The following is a 20,747-nucleotide window of genomic DNA, read 5'->3' on the forward strand; positions in this document are numbered from 1 at the left end:
GTGACATGCTGCGAAGTCGTCGTTCGCCCGTCCCGCACCCCTTTGACTGCGGTGGAGTCCCGAGGGGTCCGTGACGGGAGGGTTGCGGGGAGGCGGAAACCCGCGCAGGTGCCGGTCCCGTCGCTGAGCGACGGGACCGGCACCTGTGTTCAGGCGGAGGAGCGGGACGGGTCAGGTGTTGCCGGACCTTTCACAGCCCGACGAACGTGTGAGTGGCGCGCAGCTGGAACTGGTAGGACTGCCAGGCCGACCAGGTGGTGCTGTTGGGGTCGGTCTGCGTGCAGTGGTACAGCGTGCCCGTGTCGTCGACGGCGAACAGTTCGATCTTCCCGGCCCCGTTCCGCTCGGCGGCGACGTGGCGCATCCGCAGCGTGGTGCCGCCGTGCTGGGTCGATATCTGGGCCCAGGACTGCCAGGTGCCGGCGGCGGGGGCGGTCTCGAAGCGGCGCCAGAGCATCCCGTCGGGGTTGGTGCCGAAGATCGCCAGGCGACCGTCGAGGTTGCGGGCCATGTCGATGGAGTCGAGGATGCCGTCGACCGGCAACACCCCGCCCCACTCGCTCTCCGTCTGCGCGTTGGGGACGTTCATCTTGCGCTGGATGAGGAGGCCGTCCTCCTTGATGGCGACCAGCACGGCGCGCCCGTCGGCGCCGGTCTCGACGGCGAGCTGGATCGCGGTGCCGCCGAGCTGGGTCCAGGGAGTGAACCAGCCGTTCGAGGCGGTGTCGTCGTTCAGGAAGTCCTGCCAGCGGTGGCGGAGGGTGTTGTCGCTGCGGGTCGCGTAGACCTGCATGCCGCCCCACTGGTCCTGGACCGCGGTCGCCGAGGTGAAGCCGGAGTCGAACTGCTGGGGTGCCGTGTAGGTGCTGCTGCCCGCGCTGGTCTGCGTGCGACGGGTCACGTAGCCGTTCTGGTCGATGGCGAACACCGCGACCCGGCCGTCCTGGTGGGTGCCGGCGGTGACGGACTGCCATCCCGGGCCACTGGCGAGCTTCGTCCAGGCCTGCAGGCTGCCGCCGGCGGTCTGCTGGCTGGTGTTCCACAGGTTGCCCTGCGCGTCCGTGCCGAACAGCTCCAGCCGCCCGTCCTTGTTCCGGGCCGCGGCGACCGGGGAGCCGAGCGGGTGCGGAGCGTGCAGCGGGAAGGGGGCCGGCAGCAGCAGCTGTGTGTTGCGGTCCTGGTTGACGCCCATGCGGTTGGTGATGCCGTGGCTCACCTCCTGCGGGTCGTTGGTGGCCAGCTCCCGTGCCAGGGAGGCGAGTTGCGCGGGGGTGCTGGTGTCACCGCCGAAGGAGAGGGGTGCGGCGGGGTCGACCATGGTGGTGAAGATCGAGATGGTGGCGGGTCCGGCGGAGGAGCCGAACTCGCCCGCATTCTGGGCGTCGGGGCTCGCCATGATCTCGATGATGCGGCTCTGGATCGGCCAGTCGATGTGCGAGGCCGTGGAGATCTCCCAGAAGCCGCCGGAGATCGGGCTGGAGGCCGGCGTCGGATGCGGGACGATCTTGTTGGCGTGGGTGTGCCCGTTGACCATGGCGATCACGTTCGGGTAGCGCAGCAGCAGCGACTTGAGTTCGTCGCCGGTGTGCCGGTCCCCGAAAATGCCGCCGAAGATGCCGTCGTCGAGGTTGTCCATGGTGTTGAGCGTGTGGTGACAGAACAGGACGTACATCTTGTCCTGCACACCGCTCTGCGTGACGATGCGGTTATTGGTGTCGATGTAGCGCGAGCTGTTGGCCCTGAGCTGCTGTTCCAGCCAGTTCAGCTGGTCGGTGTCGATCGACCCGCCCGCGGCACCGGAGCCGAAGCCGTCGGTGTTGGTGTTGGTGGAGTCCAGGGTGATGTAGCGGATCAGGTCGCTGGAACCGGACGGGATCGCGTAGTAGGCCTTGTCGATCCCGACGCCCTGGAATCCGTGCCCGACCGGCAGGCCGGCGGTGTTGAAGTGGTCCTGGATGAACGCCTTGCGGGTGAGCAGCCGCCGGTTGGGGTCCGCGGCGACCCGGGTCCCCTCCAGGTCCCAGGCGACCATCAGCTTGCCGAAGGTGCCGAGGTCGCTGTAGTTGTCGGGCAGATCGGCGGAGGTGCCGGTGGTCTTCGACGAGCCGACCGTCATGCCCTGCACGTCGACGAGGTTGTTGTCGATGGGCTCGTTGCCCTGCCACAGTCCGTCGTGGTTGCCGTACGCCGCGTACCAGGGCATGCCCAGGCCGTGGGAGACGAACGGCCGGCGGGCCGCGCCCACCACTCCGCTCGCGTCCAGCAGGCCCGGAACATAGGGAAATCCGAGCCCTGATGTGCCGGTGTACTGGTTGCCCGGCACCTGCTGCGGGGGCACCGACGGGTAGTAGTAGTGGTTGTCCCCGGTGCCGCCGCTGGTCAGGGCACCGCTGGAGAAGCTCTGGTCCAGGCCGATCTGGCCGGAGTCCGGGACGATCGTCTGGCCGCCGTCGAGCAGGTCGATGTACCAGCGGTTCTCGTTGTGCTGGCAGTTGTCGATCGCGTCGCCGGTGACGATGGTGAACTGCAGCGGTTTCCCGCTTCGCGGGCCCTTGCCGATCCCGGCGATGGCCTGGCACATCGCGTCGACGACCTGGGTCGAGAGGAACTCGTGACCCCGATAGGCCGAATCGGTGGGGTACGAACCGTAGTGCGGGGCGCCGGCGTCCGCGTAGCGATCCATGAACTCGAGGCGGGCCGGCGACTGGTCGTCCACGATGTGCAGGTCGGTCATCTGCGCGAACGTCGCCAGCACCATGGTCGGAGGACCGAAGCGGGACCAGAGGTCGGTGCGGATGGTGTGCGGCTCCCCCGGCCCTGCGACGAGCCGCTGGTACCCCGCGCCCTGGGCGTAGCTCGCCCGCTGCACCGTCTGGTCCCACGTGGTGACCACCTGCACGTCCGGTGCGGAGGCGGCCGCGGCCTTGCCGGTTGCGACCGAGGTCGCGGCTTCGGCTGCAGCGCGGAAACCGCCCGCGTCGATAGCTGCCGCCACCACGCCCACTCCGGTCGTCGTCAGTAGCGTTCTTCGCGAGATACCCACGACATGTCTCCCAGGAAAGGTCCAACCCCGTCTCCTCTTACGGCGTTCCATTCCGTTCCGCCTCGTTCCACAGGCGTGTCCGTCAGCGGTCGGGCAGGGGGAACGTCGCGGCGGAGCTCGACCCCGGCCTCTGCGGCACGGGTACCGATGACAACCTGTGGGGGCCGGTCCCGGTGGCACCGTTCTTCGAACCAGTGCACGCACGCCATACGCGAGTGAAGGTGGCTCGGCACCGGCCTGGGGCCGGCGGGCTGACATGGCGAGGTGTCGTGATCAATCCTCGTAGCGCCGACGCGCCAGATGGACGGTGATGTCGGCGGCCATCTCCACTCTGTCCGGCAGTACCTGCATGATCTGGCTGAATACCTGCTCTCGCTCCACAGTCGGCAGGACGAGATAAGCCGAGATGGTGGAGAGATGACCAACGTAGTCGTGAGCGCTCATCGTCACGCGCCGTTCGAGCACGGACTGCTGAACGCCGGTGAACCACTCGGACCGTTGCAACTCCGTACCCGGCCACTGCATCTCATGACCCGGAGGCGTTCCGTCAGGCGACGAAATCTCGTCACTCTCCAAGAATGGTGCTCGCGCCGCGCGGACAGCTTCCTCTACAGCCGGGTCAGCCAGTCGACATGGCCCGCCGCATGAGGCGAACACGCCACCCGGTTCCAGCAGCGCGGCCATGCGCGACCACCGACCCTCCAGGTTCGTCCAATGCAGCGCAGCCGCCGCATAGACCAGCCCATACCGTTCGCCTGGTCGCAACTCCTCGAACGCAGCTTGCACCGGTCTGACGTTCGTCGGCACGTGCTTGCGCAGCTCGGCGAGCATGGACCCGTCAGGATCGGTAGCGGTCACCATGACCCCCCGCTGAGCGAACAGGCGGGTCGCCTTGCCTGTCCCGGCGCCGATCTCGAGGGCGGTCCGAACCGGATGGCCCGCGTATGCCATCACCATGTCGAACAGCTCCACGGGATACCCCGGCCGGAACCGTTCGTATGCTTCCGCCATCACTCCGAAACTCAGCGCGCGACCAGACATGCCCAGCATCCTCACATGAGTCGCGCCTCCGGTGCTTGATCTTCTCTGGGCGGTGCTGTCAGCGGCCGAGGACCTCGTTGAGGCTGACGGCGAGTGTGGCGTTTGTGAATATATCGACCGTTGACGCTCCTTCCGGCCGGTATCCCCGGTTTACTGCTCGGTGGTGCTTTTTCATGCCAGAACAAGCCGAGGGGGACCGCGTTGATGAAGAAGATCGCCGCCGTGGGTGCGGCCGTTGCGCTGGGTTGGGGACTGGGTACCACGCCGGCGACCGCGGCGCCGGTCTACTACCACGTGCAGAACGTGGCCACGGACAATTGCCTGGACTTTCGGGCCGACTTCGGGCCCTACGCGACAGGGTGCAACGGAGGCGCGTACCAGACCTGGCTGATGAACGACACCATCGGCCAGCTCTCCGAAATGCGGCAAAACGTGGGTGCCAGGCTGTGCCTGGTCGCCCGCAACGGTCAGGCGACGATGAAGCCGTGTTCGTCCAGCGACCCGGCAGCACTGTGGGATGCGTACTTCACCACCTCGAGCTTCGAGCTGATCAACAACGTGACCAAGACCTGCCTCGGTGAGGGGTCGGGAGACGTCCATCACGTCACGCTCGTCAAGTGCACCGGCGGCGATTCCCAGCAGTGGACGCTCCACCGCTGACCGTTCGATGCCTCGTGAGTGGTGAAGACGGTCAGAACCGTCGTAGGCGCTCACGAGGCATCCTGGAAGCCCCAGGTCAGGTCACGGGCAGCCGGTCGGCGATCTTCTGCAAGGGACGATCGGCGCTCTCCCGATGCCCTGGGCATCAGCGCCGGCGTGCGGTCATGTTCCGCTCGGCCATCAGTTCTCGGTTCGCTGCTCGCTCGGCGTCGAGCTCTTCGTCCTGGTCCACGAGCTTCCGTTGCAGGTCAAAGATCTCCTGCTCCAGCAGTGCGATCCGTTCCTGAAGGGCGTGAACGCCGGTCGGGCCGCCCAGGCCGGTTCGCGCCGGATCTGTTCGCCCGGGGCTTCGGAAAGCGGGGTGGCGGATGCCGTCGACGCGGGCGGTTATGGAAGCGCGGCGGGGGGGCCGAGGTGATGTGCGTGGAGGAGCTAGAGGCAGAACTTCGCCCGTCACCCTCGGCCTCGCAGAGCCACCTCTCAGGTGAGGGACCCGGCCGGAGTGGTGCCATTGCTATCCGGCCGGGTCTCGTCACCTACCCGTCACCTGGCTGAGGACGCGTCAGTTCGCGTCGTCCTCCCAGTGGTGGATCGCGGTGGTCGCGGTGACGTCGTTCGCGTAGACCAGCGCCACGCGGTGGTTGTACTGGATCGTGTACATCTTCTTGCTGCCGATGACGACCGCTCCGGAGGTGAAGTAGTCGTCGGTGGCGGCCGCCGGCTGGGTGGCGACGTACGCCTGGCCGGCCGGAACGGTGTACATGCTCAACGGGGCCTGGGTGGAGGCGCCCAGGCCCGCCGGGTACTCCGACTTGTCCGGGTAGCTCGACCCGTAGACGGCCACCGCCGTGTCCACCGCGGGCTTGATGATCTTCACCCCGTAGGTGGCCCTGGTGTTCTTGCCGCGGGGGTTGTAGAACCACACCTTCGACCCGCTGTACCAGACGGCGGTCCAGTCACCCTGTACATCGGCGACCACGAACTGCTGTCCGGCCTGCGCGGTGCCACCCCAGTCGCTGATGCGGTCGGTGCCCGCGCCGGTTCCGTGGATGGCCTGGTCGCCGAAGATCGGGGCATCGGCGTCCGGAGCGGTACGCAGGTAGACGAAGTTCGAGGCCTGCTGCTTGTCCGTGCAGGCGGGCGTGCCACCGGTCGGGTCGTCCGCCGGACAGACCTCGACGGTCTGCACGTTGTCGGCGAACGGCGGGTCGACGGTCACGACCGAGCCCACCTCGGGAACGCCGTGCAGCCCGCTCAGCGGACGGCCGAGCAGGCGCATGAAGTGGTCCCAGTCCCAGCCGTTGCCCGGGTCCCAGTGCATGCCGGAGACCAGCGAGGAGTTCGGTCCGGCAACGTTGTCATGCCCCAGGATGTGCTGCCGGTCCAGGGGTATGTCGTAGCGTCCCGCCAGGTACTTGACCAGGTCGGCCGTGGCCTCGTACTGCGCCTCGGTGTACCAGGTCGCGCCCTGTGCGGCGTAGCCCTCGTGCTCGATACCGATGGAGTGCAGGTTCGTCGAGTAGTTGCCCGCGTGGAACGCGATGTCCTTCGTGGGCACCATCTGGGTCACCGCACCGTCCGACGACCGCATCACATAGTGCGTCGACACGGTGTTCTTCGGGTCGGACAGGCCATTGACCCCGGCGTCGTAGGTGGATTCGAGGTCGTGGATGACGATGGAGTCGATCCTGATGCCGTTGGTCGGCCGGTTCGACACCTGGCCGCCCACCGGGGAGCCGGGGACGAACGTGCAGTCGACCGTCGGCGGGCACTCCGTGTCGGCCGTCGCCGCGGTCTTGAGGTGCAGTCGCTCAACCTGCGCGTCCGCGCGTCGCACGGAAGGGCTGGCGGCCAGTCGCACCCGCTGGCCGTCGTGCGTCACGCCGGCGGCTCCGGTGCGGAGGACGGCGAAGACACGGTCCGCGAAACGGACCGCCCCCTGCTTCTGCGACGACTGGCTGTACCGGGCCACGGCCCCGTACCACTGGGAGGCGTCGGCCGGCGTGCCACCGGTCACCTCCCGCTGATAGGACGCGAGCAGCGCGGCGCCGCCGCGGATGTTCGCGGCCGGATTCGACCGCAGGGTGTCCTCCGGCAGTCCGGTCAGCTTCGCAGCCGCCTGCAGGGTGTGCAGGGCCGGATCCGCGGCGAGGGAAGCGAGGTCGCTGCGCCCGGCGGCGCCCGCGGCTCCGCGGGCCATCATGGCGGGGGTGACGTCCGTGAGGTGCATCGGTCCGAAGCCGCCCTCGGTGCTGGGCAGCGCGCCGTGCGCGTCCCACCCCGACTCCTCGTATGCCACCGCGAGCAAGACGTTGACGGGAATGTGGTACTGCGCGGCGGCCGAGACGAAGTCCTCCTGACGTGAGGTGGACACGTCGTCCGCGGTGCCGGCCAGCGCGTGGAAGGGCAGGGTGGCCAAGCCGCCTGCGGCCAGCGCGCTCGCGGCGATAGCGGTGGCGATGCGCAGTCGCGCCTTTCTCTTGTGCAAGATGCTGTTCCTAACGGTGATGAGGGTTTCGCGGTCGTCACGTCTGCCATGCGGATGGCGGTGCGGGACGACGAATGTCACGGGCCTGAGGCGCCGTTGACTACTTGACCGGCCGGCCGGGCCGGCTGTGACACGACCGCCGCCGTCAGCTGCCATGGGGGCGGGCCGGCAGGGGCGGCGGCGTCGACGCTGTACGGGGAGTGGATCTGGCCTTCGCCACTGTCCCGGTACCAGGGTTTGACCGGGATCTCCGGTTCTGAGCACGGCCGCACCTTCGCCGTGTTGGTCGCAGGCCTGGGACATTGCGGCAGCGTAGCGTAGCGTTCCAGTAACTCCCTTGCCCGGACTCGGGGTTACCGCGCGATGTGCGCGGGAGTCGTGAAGAGTTCTCGCATGGTTCTGGGGATTCGGTCACGGGAGCGGAAAGATCGGGGGGCTCACTCGGCGCTCCGAACAGGTCGGGCGCCGCTCCATGCGATGGGAGACCGATCAACGATGTTCACTCCGGTGCGGAGCAGAGTACGGACTGCCGCGCTCGCGCTCTCGGCCGTCATGGCCCTCGCCCTCGGCGCGACCGCCACGACCGGCGCGGCAGCGGCCCCCGCTGCCGCGAAACAGGGACCGACCTCGGTGGCGTACGTCGAGGTGAACAACAACAGCATGCTGAACGTCGGCAAGTACACCCTCACCAACGGCGGCGGCAACGTCTTCGACGTCGCCGTGATCTTCGCCGCGAACATCAACTACGACACGGGCACGAAGGCGGCGACCCTGTACTTCAACGAGAACGTGCAACGCGTCCTCGACAACGCCGCCACGCAGATACGGCCGTTGCAGCAGAAGGGCATCAAGGTCGTCCTCTCGGTGCTCGGCAACCACCAGGGCGCGGGCTTCGCCAACTTCCCGTCCCAGCAGGCGGCTTCGACGTTCGCGAAACGACTGTCGGACACCGTGTCCAAGTACGGCCTCGACGGCATCGACTTCGACGACGAGTACGCCGAGTACGGCAACAACGGCACCGGCCAGCCCAACGCCAGCTCGTTCGTGTACCTGGTGTCGGCACTGCGCGCCAACATGCCCGGCAAGATCATCAGCCTCTACAACATCGGACCGGCCGCGTCGCGCCTGTCCTATGGCGGCGTCGACATCACGTCCAAGTTCGACTACGCCTGGAACCCGTACTACGGCTCCTGGCAGGTCCCCGGCATCGCACTGCCCAAGTCGAAGCTGTCGCCGGCGGCCGTCGAGATCGGCGGGACCTCGCAGAGCACGGTCACCAGCCTCGCCCGCCGCACGGTCAGTGAGGGGTACGGCGTCTATCTGACGTACAACCTCGACGGCGCCGATCGCAGCGCCGATGTCTCCGCGTTCACCAGGGAGCTGTACGGCAGTGACGCCCGCTACACGCCGTAGGCCGATCACGTTCCCCGGCGTCCGGTGCCCCCTCGGGGCCTGCTGCATCCCGTAGGGCCACACCTCGGGCAGGCCACGCTTTCGACAACGATGTCGGAGGCGTGGTCGCCGTAGGTACCGTGACCTGCGCTGCACCAAAGTGCCAACTTTCTCTCTGATTCTGCGCTTCGGGCCGCTAAAGCTAATTGGCATCAGCGCAGGTCACGAACGTCGCCCGATGTCAACTAGCAATCTTCGCCACATGAACACGGGCCCCGGTGCTGCTCGCGGTCGGCGTGACGGCAGCTTCGGAAGCCGGTATCAGGACCGCTGACACGGTCTTGGTAGTAGCCCCCGCCGATCGGGATCAGGTCGATTGATTCGAGCGGCACGAACGCGTCGATCTCGATCCCCTTCGCCGTGGTCAAGGGGAGATCACAGAGTTCCTGATCCGATTTCCAGTAGCCGCTACATGGCTTGGCTCACGGGGCGAGAGATATCAGAGCTATGGGTGACTCTGCCTCGACCCACTTCGGGGAGTCCCAGCTTCACGGGAATTCGGGATGATTTGCTCGGACCAGATCGTCTTGCCGTTCTGGCCGTGGCGGCAACCCCATCGTCTGCCGAGTTGAGAGACGAGGAACAGGCCGCGTCCTCCCTCGTCCGTTGTGCGCGCATGCCGCAGGCGCGGTTGGGTGCTGCTGGAGTCGGTGACCTCGCACACCTGGACGTGGTGGCGAATCAGGCGGAGGTCCATCGGCGGACGGCCGTAGCGGATGGCGTTGGTCACCAGTTCGCTGACGATGAGTTCGGTGGCGAAGAGGAGGTCGTCCAGGCCCCACATGGTGAGTTGGCGGGTTATCCACTCGCGAGCTTTGGAGACAGCGGCCGGATCGGCCGGGATCTCCCAGTGCGCGGTGCCCGCCGCCGGGACGGCGCGGGTGCGAGCCAGCAGCAGGACCGCGTCGTCGCGTGGGGCCTGGTCCGCCAGGTCGGCGAGGAGAGCCCGGCCGGTCTCGTCCAGGGCACGATCCGAACGGCAGTGCGCGGCGAGGGCACGTGTCAGGCGTGGCAGGCCTTGACCGGTGTCGCGATCGCCCCGTTCGACCAAGCCGTCGGTGTAGAGGGCGAGGACGCTGCCCGGCTCGACGTCGATCACGGTGGTCTCGTACGGCATGCCGCTGAGGGCGAGTGCCGGCCCGGGGGAGATTTCGACTGCTTCGGCGGTTCCGTCGGGCCGGACCAGGACGGGGGGCGGGTGTCCGGCACTGGCTATGGCGCAGCGCCTGGTGACCGGGTCGTAGACCGCGTACAGGCATGTGCCGCCGACGATGTCGCGGTCGCCGGGCGGGGCTTCGGCCGCGAGGCGCTGGACCAGGTCCGCGAGCCGGGTGAGCAGCTCGTCCGGTTCGAGTTCCAGGTCCGCGAGCGTCTGGATGGCGGCGCGCAAGCGGCCCATGGTGGCGCTCGCGGGCATGCCGTGGCCGACCACGTCTCCGGCGACAAGGGCTACCCGGAGAGAGGGCAGGGCAATGGCGTCGTACCAGTCGCCGCTGATGTCCGCTCCCCCGCACGCGGGCAGGTAGATGCCAGCGGTCTCGGCTGCCGGAGTGTCGGTCGTGGCCGGGGGAAGGAGACGCTGCTGCAGTGCTACCGCCGCCCGGTGCTCACGTGTGTAACGGCGGGCGTTGTCGATGGCGAGCGCGCCGCGTGAGGCGATCTGCTTCATGAGATCCGCCTCGTCCTCGGTGAAGGGGGCGGTTCGGCCGCAGCGCCAGGCCGATATGGCGCCGAGCGTGTGCCCGCGGGCATGCAACGGTGCCGCCATCACCGAATGGGCGTCCTTCGGGATGAGAAACTCGACCAGCTGCGGGTCTCCGACCATGGCGATGAAGTCGTCAAGGTCGAAGACGACCGGCTCGCCGTGACGGAAGCTGCGCAGCAGGGGGTGGTCGGGAAGGGGCGGGATGGACTCGCCGCGCTTGATGCCGGCCGGCCACACCGCGCCGGCCGGTGCAAGGGCCGCGTTGCCCATGTCTCCACCGCCCAGCCGCTTCGACGGTTCGTCCCCGTCGAAAACGGAGTGCGCAAGGTCGACTGCAGCCAGATCCCCGAACGCAGGTGTGCGGTCTACAACTCGGCACTGCAAACCGGAGTCTTCCTGATCGCGGTCCGTGCGGCGGGTTTCGCGGCCGGTCCCATGGCGGGCTTCGACAAGGCCGGCATGGACGAGGAGTTCTTCGCCGGTACCAGCTGGCGCTCGCAACTGGTAGTGAACATCGGTCACCCCGGTGCCGACCCGTGGTTCCCGCGGCTGCCCCGCGTGCCCGTCGAGGACGCCCTCGCCTGGGCCTGACGGCACTGCTGCCGCCCGGCCCCGCGGGACCAGAAGAGTCCGATCAGCCCGGGAGTGGCGATCGTAGAAGCGAGAGGTGCCATGTTGTGGGCGCCGGTGCTCTCCTGAGTACCGGCCCCCATTTTTCTGCCCTGCCCGAAGTGGCTGTGATGGATTTCCCGGAAGCAACCGTCCTCATACTGGTCACAACGAACCGTGATCGCTGGTCGCACAGCACGCCGAAGTGAAGGCTGCCGTCGACCGGTCCGGCTGTGAAGCCGGCCAGTGGCACACAACGGGGACGCCGGCCTGTGGCCGTGTCCCCCCGCGCCGAGGTCTGCATCCGCAGCGTCAGCCCTGCCCTCCCCCCTGGCGGCACTGATTGGACGTGCGCGCATTCGTCCACCGCGCCTGCAAACAACGCGGTGCCCCAGCCTGACCGGCTGGCAGGCAAAGGCATCTGTGGGACGATTCATGGCGTTCTGTGTCGCTCTGTTGCCCACTATGGTCCTTACCGATATAGATGAATGACGGAAATAGACAACTAGTCAGGTATATACTCCCACTTGACTATTGTGCTCGGTTGAGTGAATGCGGTATCCCGTCATACGCGAGGAACGGCGCAATCGGGGGGATTACCGTGGGCGACACAGTCCGGATCGAGATCCGTGGGGAAACCTCGAGCGCATCTCTGCGATCGCTGTACACGTCTTTGGTGCAAGATCCTGAATGGCGTGCGCGTGTCGGCTTCGTGGAGGCACGGCCGCAGCCGGAGACACTGGGCAGCCTGCCCGAAGCACTCGCCATTGTGCTGGCGCCTGGCGGAGCGGTCGCGGTACTGGTGGGTGCCGTGGTGTCCTGGGCTCGGCGGCAGGCGGCCGGGGACGTGGTGTGCAAGCTGAGCCGGCCGGACGGAAGTTCAGTGGAGGTGTCGGCTCCGATCGCGCGCAGTCTGCGGGGGCCGGACGAGCTAGGTGCCTTGGTGGAGAACGCCGTCCGCCAACTCGAGCGCGGCTCGGGCACTCCGGACGGGGAGTGAGGAGAATGGGGGCTCTCGCCGCGGGTGGCGCGCGGGTTCTTCTGGCGGGATGCGGCACCTACAGCACGGAGTCGGGACTGGAGGACGTGGCTGCGGTGCGGGCCAGTGTCCGTGACCTGGGGCAGGCGCTGGTTGAGCGGTGCGGGCTCGGTGAGGCGAACCTGCGGATAGTGCTGGATCCGCAGGAGCCCGGCGAGTTGGGGCGCGCTGTCGCGGAGGAGATCGGACGACGTGCCGGGGTGCTCTGGTTCCACTATGTGGGGCACGGGCTGGTCAGTCCGAGCGGTCAGCTGCATCTGGCGACGGGCCGGACTCGTACGGAGCCAGGGTGGCTTGCCCATACGGCGCTGCCGTATGCGTCGGTGCGTGACTCGCTACTGCTGAGTTCCGCGGATGCCCTGGTGGTGACGCTGGACTGCTGCTTCTCCGGGCATGCCGTCGGATTCCTCGGACCGGGCCCGGAAGGGCTGGAGACGGATCTGGCACAGATCGACGGCGGGTTCGTGCTGGCCGCCGCGGCCAGGGAGGAACTGGCGTTGGCGCCGAAGAACGCGGTACACACGGCGTTCACCGGGGAGCTGATCAGGCTGCTGCGGCAGGGCGATCCCCAGGCCGGCCCTCAGCTGACGCTGCTGGGAACGGCACGCTCTTTGCAGCGGACCCTCGGCGAACAGGGGTTTCCCGTTCCTCGCCAGCGGGCGAGCGGCCGGGCCGGTGACATGGTGCTGTGCGCCAATCCCGCCTACCGGCCGCCGGCAGACAGCGGGAGCGCCGACGAAACGCAGAGCCCCGAGGACACGGGCGCCGGCGCTGTATGTCCCTACCCCGGGCTGGGGGCGTTCGGCCCGGAGCAGGCGGCGTGGTTCTTCGGGAGGAGGGAGTTACTGGACCGACTCACCACGCAGCTGGCACAGCGCATGGACACGCCAGAGCCGCTGGTGGTGATCGGGCCGTCGGGCGCGGGCAAGTCGTCGCTGCTCGGCGCTGGACTGATACCGGCGCTGGGCCGGGGTGATGCCGGTCTTCCCGGCTCCGCCACCTGGCCTCATGTCCGGTTCTCCCCGACCGGCCGGCCGGTGGCCGCTCTGGCCGCGGCACTGGCTCGCCTGGGCGCGGGCGAGAAGGCCGAGGACATCACGGCCGTTCTGTCGGCACAGCCTGAACTCATAGGCGAGTTCGTGGAGAAGATCCTCAAGGACAGGGCCGGTGGCCGAAGTACCGGACGGACGCGCCTGGTGATGATTGTCGACCAGTTCGAGGAGGTCTTCGCGCTGTGTGGGGACCGCACGCAGCGGCAGACATTCATCGGAGCCCTGAGCGCGGCCGCAAAGAGAGCCAGTGGGGCAGGGGGTGCGCTGGTGGTCCTCGGGGTGCGGGCCGACTTCTATGCCGAGTGCCTGGCCCGGCCGGAGCTGGAGCAGGCGTTAGGACAGGCTGTGGTGGTCGGTCCCATGACGCAGAACGGCCTGGCCGAGGCCATCACCGCTCCGGCGGGTCTGTGTGGCCTGAGGCTTCAGTCCGGTCTGGTCGAGATCATGCTGCGTGACCTGGGACTCCTGCGGCTGACGGCGGAGGTTGGCCTGGGCGAGGAGAAGGGTGACGACCGCGAGGCCGCGGACGCGGGGGTGCTTCCGTTGCTGGCGCATGCGCTGCAGGCGGTGTGGGAGCGGCGCAAGGGCAAGACGCTGACGCTCGCGGGCTACCGCGCGGCAGGGGGGATCCACGGCGCGATCGCCGCAACGGCAGACGCCTGTTACAGGGCCCTGGAGACAGAGGGCCTCCAGGAGCTGGCACAGACCTTGCTGCTGCGGCTGATCCAGGTCACCGACAAAACCGAGACCCGGCGCCGTATGCGCCCCGCCGATCTGCTCGTGGACCTGCCGTTGCCGGATGCGACAGTCGTGCTGGACGCCCTGACCGAAGCCAGGCTGATCACCCGGGACACTGATGCGGTCGAGATCGCCCACGAGGTCCTCATCCGGGCCTGGCCGCGGCTGCGGACCTGGGTGGAGGACGACCGGGCCGGTCTTCTGATACGTCAACGTCTGGCAGCTGCCGCGCGGTTATGGCAGGACTCTGGGCGCAAGGAGAGCGAACTGCGGCAGCAGACGGTCCTGCTGCGCCAGGAGGTCGCCTGGGCGGCACGCTCCCCCGCTCATCTGCGTCCCACCGTCGTCGAGCAGGATTTCCTGAACGCTTCGATGACCCTGGACCAGCGACGCGCCCGTACACGGCGGGCCTGGGCTGTGGGTGGCAGCCTGCTGTTGGTTCTGGCTCTCGTGGCCGGCCTGCTGGCCTTACAGCGCTCCCAGGCCCTGGCGGCGAACCAGCGGCAGGCGGCCGCTCGCAACATCGCAGCCCGGGCCGACACACTGCGGCAGTTCGATCCGCCAGCCGCGATGCTGCTGAACATCGCCGCATGGAAGACCGCGCAGGTGCCCGAGACGCGGTCCGGTCTGCTGACCGCCGCCGTACAGCAGGACCAGGACACCTTCTCCCTGCCCAATCTGTCCGAACCTCAGATCGTCTTGTCCGGAGACAGCCGGGTGGTGATGGCCGTCGACGCACAGGGCACGGCACACGCCTGGAACGTCGCTGCCAAGAAGCTCACCCATAAGTTCGACGTGTCCGACGATGTCTCGGTACGCCCTGATGCCGGTGCAGCCGTCATCAACTTCAACGGTCGGGTGACGGCAGTGCAATCCGGCGAGGGCGTGCGCCTGTGGGATGTCGACCGCGGCCGGCAGATGCGCCGCCAGACGGTGGGCGACCAGGACAGCACACCGCTGGCATTGGATGATTCCGGACAGCTTCTGGCCCTGACCTCGGGTCGTCACGTGGAGGTCTGGGACACAGTCACCCACCGCCGGCTACTGCAAACACCGGGCCCGGCCACGACAGCGGAGCTGTCCCATGACGGCCATCTGGCCCTCTGCGACATACCCCAGACCGGAGACCAGCCCACGGCACTGGAACTGTGGGACGTGCGGACGCGGCGGAGCATTTCACGGAGCCTGACCTCTTCCGTCGTATGCGAGGAGGGATCCCTGCACTTCAGCCCCGACGGAAAACAGCTGGCTGCCGCCGTCTTCACCTCAGGGACATCCGCAGGCCAGTTCATGCTCTGGGACACCGACACGGGTCATACCGGAGGGCTCTTCTCGGCATTCCACATCCTGGGCCCCGGCTATCCCTCCTCCATCTCCGTCGCGTTCTCCCCCGACGGCACACGGCTCGCCGTATCCGACGATCAGGCGATCAAACTGGCATCACTGAGCGGTCAGAGCCCCGACCAGGACTATCTCCTGACCAACGAGGAGGCAGACTTCATGGCCTTCGCCCCGGACGGCCATACGCTACGGTTTCTGCGCGGTATCAACGCCGGACTGGCCGTCAGGTCCATCGACATGGACACCGGGGCCGGCCACGCCTTCTCCACCGCCGCCGGGGCGAGCGCGATCAGCGCCAACGGACGAGTCGTGGCCGTGCAGAGCCCCGAGGGCAGACGCAACAAAGTCCGGATCATCGCCCCCTCCACAGGCCGGGCAATCGGACAAGCCCTTGCCACCCAGCCCGGATCCGCTGCCGTCCCGGAAAATCCGGGACCCACTCCGATGGCGCTGAGCTCCGACGGACGACTCCTGATGGTCGCTGACCCCACGGCGTCCACGGCAGCCGTGTGGGACACACAGACCCGCCGCCGAGAAAGCCGGCTGGTCTTCTCAGACCCGTTGACAAGCAAGTCGTCCCCGTTCGGAAGCGCAAACCTGCTGCTGAGTGCTGACGGCACGGTGGCCACCGCCGCGCTCGGTGACGGCACCACGGTGCAGGCTCTACAGGTGAACACCGGCGCAGAGATCCGTACCATCCGCCATGTCGCCGGCAGGCTGCTGGCCCTCAGCTCCGACGGCCGCCTCCTGGTCACTGACGCCGGCGAGGTCATCGACGTACCGTCAGGGCGGATACGCAGAGTTGTGCTCGCCCGTTATGGAACGGCCACCCAGGCGGCGTTCAGCCCCGACGGCTCGCTGCTCGCCGCAACCGACTACGCCGGAGGCCTGGCCCTGTGGAACAGCACGGCCACCGAGCGACTGACCTATCTCGACGACGGAAACGCCTACTCCTACGGCAACGGCATGCTCTCGCACGGCGGCCTGCTCGCCTTCTCCGCCGACGGGCGCCAACTGGCCGCCCAGCAGCCCCTAGCCCCCAAAGCCACGCTCTGGGACACCCACACATTCCGCGCCCTCGGCGCCCCACTCCCGCTGTACCCGCAACTGACTGTCAGCGGGCTGGCCTTCGACGCCAGTGGAAAAAACCTCCGTGCCGTAGGGGCAGCCGCCAGCATCTCCTGGACCCAGTCGGCAACTCGGCAGGGGATCTTCCTCGTCCAGACGGCACTCGACCCGGACGTGCTCGTCGCCACTCTCTGTAAACGTGTAGGCCACGATCTGCCGCGCACCGAATGGGCTCTCTACATCCAGGACCTGCCCTACCGGCACGTGTGTACGTAAGCGTGTTGAACACCGGCCGTAAGGTGCGTGCAGTTGGCGGTGACCGGCAGCGGTACGCCACATCCACGCGACCAGCCCCGGCTCTACCTCATGTACGCGCTCGACATGCTCCGCCTGCGCTCACGCGCGAACCACCACCCGAAGGCGTGGCAACGCCCATTGGCGGGCCCACCGTGAATGCGCCGGAAGACTGAGCGCCAGCGCGCCGGACCAGATGAACGCACCCCGGTTCAGCGGCTGTGACCGGGAATGTCTCCGGATCACATAGGCTCTCCTGGCACGCGCACGACAAGGGGAGGATCATGAGAGGCAGAACGGCCTGGGCCGCGGCCAGCGGGGCGGCGGCCCTGGTGCTGACGACGGCTACCGGAGCACACGCGGAGGGGCGGGGCGACATCCGGGTGGTGAAGACCGTCGTCAACGGCGGCGGCAATGTCATCGTGGGGACGTCGAAGACGATCCGGTACCCGATCGACATCACCGTCAAGGACAACTCGGGGGTGAAGAAGCTCACGGACGTCTTCACCTTCAACAAGACGAACGCCTACACCTTCGCGACCTGGAACGACGACTCGTCCTGCACGAAGAAGAGCGCGACCACCTCGGTGTGCCGGGCCACCATGACCATCGACCCGAGTTGGATCCCCGACAGCGACGACATCGACACCAACAGGGTCGCCGGTGTCTGGCGGGTCGACGCCACCGTCAAGGCGAATGACGGTGACTACTGGATCTCCGACGACATCGCCGAGTACAAGGTCAAGCGGGCCACCCAACTCACCACGGTGATCGCACCCGCCAAGGTCGCCAAGGGTGCCAAGGCGAGCGTCACCGGCAAGCTGTCGCGGGCCAACTGGGAGGACCTGAAGTACCACGGGTTCACCGGGCAGCAGGTCAAGCTCCAGTTCCGGAAGAAGGGCGCCGCCCACTACAGCACGGTCAAGACCATGACCACGGGCGACGCCGGCAAGCTGAGCACCAAGGTGACCGTCACCGCGGCGGGCAGCTGGCGCTGGTACTTCCCCGGCACCACGACCACCTCACGCAAGGTGTCGACCGGGGACACACTCAACCTGAAGTAACCGGCGGACGGCGCCCCTGCCGGCAGTTGCCTGATCGCCGGTGCCGCCGAGGACGTCCGCCCCTGCTCAAAGCCGTCATACGGGCCCCTACCGTGGCCGGTGTCCACGCTGCGAGAAGTGAGCACGCGGGCGGCCGGGCAGGCGGCCCGACCCGCAACCGGCTGGCGAAGGCCCGGCGCCTGGAGCGTGAGCTCGGCACAGCCGTGGTCGGCGACTTCCACGCCGCGCCCGGGGTCATGAACTCCGCTACGCGGGGACGTCGCCCGCCAGTCGGTGAGCAGTTTCTGAAAGGCAAGCACGGTGACGTCGTCGGCGGCCGCGAGTCGCCAACGACAAGGCGGCGAGCGGGTCCCGTTTCCAGCGGCCCTTGTCGGTCAAGGCTCGGCCAACTGGTATTGGCGCCGGGCCCGGTCGGCGGCATAGTCCGCGCGTTGCAGACGCTGCTGCCAGATCCGGTCCACCTCTGTGTGCCGTTTCTGGGCCTGCTCGGCGGCCGACAGCGCCCGTTGCGTCGTGCCAGTACTGCCGGACCCAGACCTGCCGCAGGACCTGCGCCGACCTCAACTCCCGCAGGTCAGGCAGGGCATCGTCGCGATGGACGGCGCGCAGAATGGGCAGCCCGTCCTCACCCACCGGCAGCACTCAGGCGATCAATGCGTCTCCGCCACAGGGAAGGCGGTCATAGCGCACCGGTCGGCCATACCGGTCTGCCCAGCCAGGAGTCACGAGAGCGGCCAGCCACTCCTCGCCCGGCAGAGCGAGTTCCTCCAGGGCAACAGCGCAGCGTCTCAGCGACCAATTCACCCCGGTTCAGATGGCGCACCGCCGCCAGCACGTGAGTGGAATCCGTTCGGATCCGTCCCCGCCTCCTGACGCTGTTGTCAAGCCGTCGGAGTGCGACTCATGCGCCAGGTGAGTACGAGGTCATGTACTCACCTGGGGTCCTCGGCTCCGGCCATGTCGTACTCGTCGATGTCGAGCTCGGCGCTGGTGGCGCTGAGGAAGTCCAAAACCTTCAGGTCCCGGTGCCAACCGAAGACGTTGGGGTACCCGCTGCGCCTACCGACGCTCCCGCGCATCTCGTGCCTCGAGGGCTCCGGGTTGTCAGGACCGGGCGAAGTCTCCACCGGCGCGGCCAACGTGACCGTCCGTCCGGTCCCCATCTCGCGGGTGGCGGCCGGCACACGGGCGGGGGTGAGCGCATCCAGAGCGCCCCGCCCGCCCTTGGCCCAGGAGGCGCGCGAGCGCAGCCGTCGGTACAACGCGTCGGTCCCGGTCGCCGTCAGCGGTGGCGGTCCGGCCGGATGGGCATGCGTGACCATGGGTCAGCGCTCGGTCTCCGCGTCGAGCGCCTCGTCGAGGGTGATGGCGGCCATGATCAGGGACAGATGGGTGAACGCCTGCGGGAAGTTGCCCAGTTGCTCCCCGCTCGGGCCGATCTCCTCGGCGAACAGTCCGACGTGGTTGGCGTAGGTCTGCATCTTCTCGAAGCTGTAGCGGGCCTGGGCCAGCCGCCCCGCCCGGGCCAGCGCGTCGACGTAGAGGAAGGTGCACAGGCTGAAGGTGCCCTCCGAGCCTCGCAGCCCGTCCGGCGATGCAGCGGGGTCGTAGCGGTAGACGAGGCTGTCCGATACGAGCTTGCGGTCCATCGCGTCGAGCGTGGAGAGCCACGCCGGGTCCTTCGGGGCGACGAACCCGACCCTGGGCATCAGCAGCAGCGAGGCATCCAGAACATCGCTGTCGTAGTGCTGGACGAAGGCGTGCTCCTTGTCGCTCCAGCCTCGTTCCATGACCTGCTCGAATACGGCGTCTCTCGCCGTGCGCCACCGCGCCACGTCGGCGGGCCTGCGGAAGGACTCGGCCAGGCGCATCCCGCGGTCGAGGGCAACCCACGACATCACCCGGCTGTAGGTGAAGTCCTGGCGGCCGCCGCGGGTCTCCCAGATGCCCTCGTCCGGCCGGTCCCAGGCGTCGGCGAACCAGTCAAGTGCCCTGGTAAGTGCCTGCCATCCCTTGAAACTGGCCTGGTGTGCGATTTCTGCCCCCTGGGACACCGCGTAGATGGCCTCGCCGTAGATGTCCAGCTGAAGCTGGTCGGCGGCGCCGTTGCCGATGCGGACGGGCGCGGAGCCGCGATAGCCCTCGAAGTGATCGAGTGTCTCCTCCGGCAGATCCGGACTGCCGTCGATCCGGTACATCGTCTGGAGCGGTTCCCCCTCCTTGCCCTCGCGCTCGCGCAGCCTGTCCACCAGCCAGTGGACGAAGGCGGTCGCTTCCTCGACGAAGCCGAGGTCCAGCATGGCCCGCACGGACAGCGAGCCGTCGCGTACCCAGGTGAACCGGTAGTCCCAGTTCCGCTCCCCGCCGACCTCCTCGGGCAGGCCCATGGTGGCCGCCGCGATCAGAGCGCCGGTGGGCGCGTAGGTGAGGAGTTTGAGGGTGATGGCCGAGCGGTGCACCAGCTCGGGCCACCGTCCCCGGTAGCGGGACTGGCGCAGCCAGTGCTGCCAGAACCGTCCGACTTCCTCCACCTGTCCGGTGAGCCGGTCGATCGTGGGCGGCGGGGGTGCCTTACCGCCGGACGCGCAGACGGTGAACACGGCACCGCCGGCTTCGCCGGCTTTCAGAGTCACTTTGGCACGCACGTCCTGGCCGTCCCGCTCCAGTGGGAAGGTGGACTGCAGATGCCCGTCGATCCCGAGCGCCCGGAACAGAGCGTCGTTCTCGCCGAGTTCGAGTTCGTGCTCGGCTCGGCCGTAGTCGAAACGCGGCCGGCACTCAAGAGTGAATTCGACGGTCCCCCGCACGACACGGACGCCGCGGACCAGGGTGTGCCGGTCGGTGGCGGTGCGGGTCTGGTCCGGGGGCATGAAGTCGAACACCTCGCCCACTCCGTCCGGTGACATGAACCGGGTGACGAGGATGGCGGTGCCGGGGTAGTAGAGCTGTTTGCAGGTCGCGTCGGGGTTCTCGGGGGCCAGCCGCATGTACCCGCCGCGATCGTGGTCGAGCAGGGCGGCGAAGATGCTGGGCGAATCGAACCTGGGAGCGGCGAACCAGTCGACGACGCCCTGCGACGAGACGAGCGCGGCGGTCTGCAGGTCGCCCACCAGGCCGTGCTCGGCGATGGGAGGGTAGCGGTCCATTGCAAAC

General features: G+C 68.0%; 13 protein-coding genes. 7 read left to right on the top strand and 6 right to left on the bottom strand.

Annotated features, from left to right (window positions below):
- Positions 1–190 precede the first annotated feature (190 nt).
- Positions 191–2,998 (bottom strand): TIGR03767 family metallophosphoesterase, encoded by a 2,808-nt coding sequence (locus ABZ642_RS28445; RefSeq protein ID WP_360489279.1) that lies wholly within the window; start codon positions 2,996–2,998, stop codon positions 191–193.
- 318 nt (positions 2,999–3,316) lie between these two features.
- Positions 3,317–4,084, bottom strand: a complete 768-nt coding sequence (locus ABZ642_RS28450; protein ID WP_360489280.1) for a class I SAM-dependent methyltransferase — start codon at positions 4,082–4,084, stop codon at positions 3,317–3,319.
- 204 nt (positions 4,085–4,288) lie between these two features.
- Between ABZ642_RS28450 and ABZ642_RS28455 the strand changes: the two genes are divergently transcribed.
- A complete protein-coding gene (locus ABZ642_RS28455; protein WP_360489281.1) occupies positions 4,289–4,744 on the top strand; it encodes a ricin-type beta-trefoil lectin domain protein in 456 nt (151 codons plus the stop codon).
- A 133-nt stretch (positions 4,745–4,877) separates the two neighbouring features.
- On the top strand, positions 4,878–5,162 hold the full coding sequence (locus ABZ642_RS28460) for a hypothetical protein (protein WP_360489282.1): 285 nt from the start codon (positions 4,878–4,880) through the stop codon (positions 5,160–5,162).
- 144 nt (positions 5,163–5,306) lie between these two features.
- Here ABZ642_RS28460 and ABZ642_RS28465 read toward each other — a convergent pair whose 3' ends face one another.
- Positions 5,307–7,232, bottom strand: a complete 1,926-nt coding sequence (locus ABZ642_RS28465) for an N-acetylmuramoyl-L-alanine amidase (RefSeq protein ID WP_360489283.1) — start codon at positions 7,230–7,232, stop codon at positions 5,307–5,309.
- A 495-nt stretch (positions 7,233–7,727) separates the two neighbouring features.
- On the opposite strand from ABZ642_RS28465, the gene ABZ642_RS28470 reads away from it, so the two are divergent.
- Positions 7,728–8,645, top strand: a complete 918-nt coding sequence (locus ABZ642_RS28470) for an endo-beta-N-acetylglucosaminidase H (RefSeq protein ID WP_360489284.1) — start codon at positions 7,728–7,730, stop codon at positions 8,643–8,645.
- 484 nt (positions 8,646–9,129) lie between these two features.
- Here ABZ642_RS28470 and ABZ642_RS28475 read toward each other — a convergent pair whose 3' ends face one another.
- On the bottom strand, positions 9,130–10,659 hold the full coding sequence (locus ABZ642_RS28475; protein WP_360489285.1) for a SpoIIE family protein phosphatase: 1,530 nt from the start codon (positions 10,657–10,659) through the stop codon (positions 9,130–9,132).
- A gap of 48 nt (positions 10,660–10,707) precedes the next feature.
- On the opposite strand from ABZ642_RS28475, the gene ABZ642_RS28480 reads away from it, so the two are divergent.
- The 4 genes from ABZ642_RS28480 (at position 10,708) to ABZ642_RS28495 (ending at position 17,594) form a co-directional block, all read left to right on the top strand.
- Positions 10,708–10,980, top strand: a complete 273-nt coding sequence (locus ABZ642_RS28480) for a hypothetical protein (protein WP_360489286.1) — start codon at positions 10,708–10,710, stop codon at positions 10,978–10,980.
- Between the two features lie 502 nt (positions 10,981–11,482).
- On the top strand, positions 11,483–11,998 hold the full coding sequence (locus tag ABZ642_RS28485; RefSeq protein ID WP_360489287.1) for a hypothetical protein: 516 nt from the start codon (positions 11,483–11,485) through the stop codon (positions 11,996–11,998).
- Between the two features lie 5 nt (positions 11,999–12,003).
- A complete protein-coding gene (locus ABZ642_RS28490; RefSeq protein WP_360489288.1) occupies positions 12,004–16,512 on the top strand; it encodes an NACHT and WD repeat domain-containing protein in 4,509 nt (1,502 codons plus the stop codon).
- A gap of 302 nt (positions 16,513–16,814) precedes the next feature.
- Positions 16,815–17,594: a hypothetical protein gene (locus ABZ642_RS28495; protein WP_360489289.1), complete on the top strand. Its 780-nt coding sequence runs from the start codon at positions 16,815–16,817 to the stop codon at positions 17,592–17,594.
- Between the two features lie 932 nt (positions 17,595–18,526).
- On the opposite strand, the gene ABZ642_RS28500 is transcribed toward ABZ642_RS28495, so the two are convergent.
- Together ABZ642_RS28500 and ABZ642_RS28505 are read right to left on the bottom strand one after the other, a co-directional pair.
- Positions 18,527–18,916 carry a hypothetical protein gene (locus ABZ642_RS28500; protein ID WP_360489290.1) on the bottom strand — a complete coding sequence of 130 codons (390 nt, stop codon included), beginning with the start codon at positions 18,914–18,916 and terminating at the stop codon, positions 18,527–18,529.
- A gap of 3 nt (positions 18,917–18,919) precedes the next feature.
- A complete protein-coding gene (locus ABZ642_RS28505; protein ID WP_360489291.1) occupies positions 18,920–20,740 on the bottom strand; it encodes a glycoside hydrolase family 15 protein in 1,821 nt (606 codons plus the stop codon).
- Positions 20,741–20,747 lie beyond the last annotated feature (7 nt).

Origin of the sequence: Streptomyces sp. NPDC007157 (assembly GCF_040634235.1) — a bacterium.
Lineage (GTDB): Bacteria > Actinomycetota > Actinomycetes > Streptomycetales > Streptomycetaceae > Streptomyces.

What these genes read in the sequence shown, in the direction of transcription:
- ABZ642_RS28450 (WP_360489280.1), bottom strand. Translation starts at nt 4,084, where the DNA reads ATGTCTGGTCGCGCGCTGAGTTTCGGAGTGATGGCGGAAGCATACGAA.
- ABZ642_RS28455 (WP_360489281.1), top strand. Translation starts at nt 4,289, where the DNA reads ATGAAGAAGATCGCCGCCGTGGGTGCGGCCGTTGCGCTGGGTTGGGGA.
- ABZ642_RS28460 (WP_360489282.1), top strand. Translation starts at nt 4,878, where the DNA reads ATGCCCTGGGCATCAGCGCCGGCGTGCGGTCATGTTCCGCTCGGCCAT.
- ABZ642_RS28470 (WP_360489284.1), top strand. Translation starts at nt 7,728, where the DNA reads ATGTTCACTCCGGTGCGGAGCAGAGTACGGACTGCCGCGCTCGCGCTC.
- ABZ642_RS28475 (WP_360489285.1), bottom strand. Translation starts at nt 10,659, where the DNA reads ATGGGCAACGCGGCCCTTGCACCGGCCGGCGCGGTGTGGCCGGCCGGC.
- ABZ642_RS28485 (WP_360489287.1), top strand. Translation starts at nt 11,483, where the DNA reads ATGAATGACGGAAATAGACAACTAGTCAGGTATATACTCCCACTTGAC.
- ABZ642_RS28490 (WP_360489288.1), top strand. Translation starts at nt 12,004, where the DNA reads ATGGGGGCTCTCGCCGCGGGTGGCGCGCGGGTTCTTCTGGCGGGATGC.
- ABZ642_RS28495 (WP_360489289.1), top strand. Translation starts at nt 16,815, where the DNA reads ATGAGAGGCAGAACGGCCTGGGCCGCGGCCAGCGGGGCGGCGGCCCTG.
- ABZ642_RS28500 (WP_360489290.1), bottom strand. Translation starts at nt 18,916, where the DNA reads ATGGTCACGCATGCCCATCCGGCCGGACCGCCACCGCTGACGGCGACC.
- ABZ642_RS28505 (WP_360489291.1), bottom strand. Translation starts at nt 20,740, where the DNA reads ATGGACCGCTACCCTCCCATCGCCGAGCACGGCCTGGTGGGCGACCTG.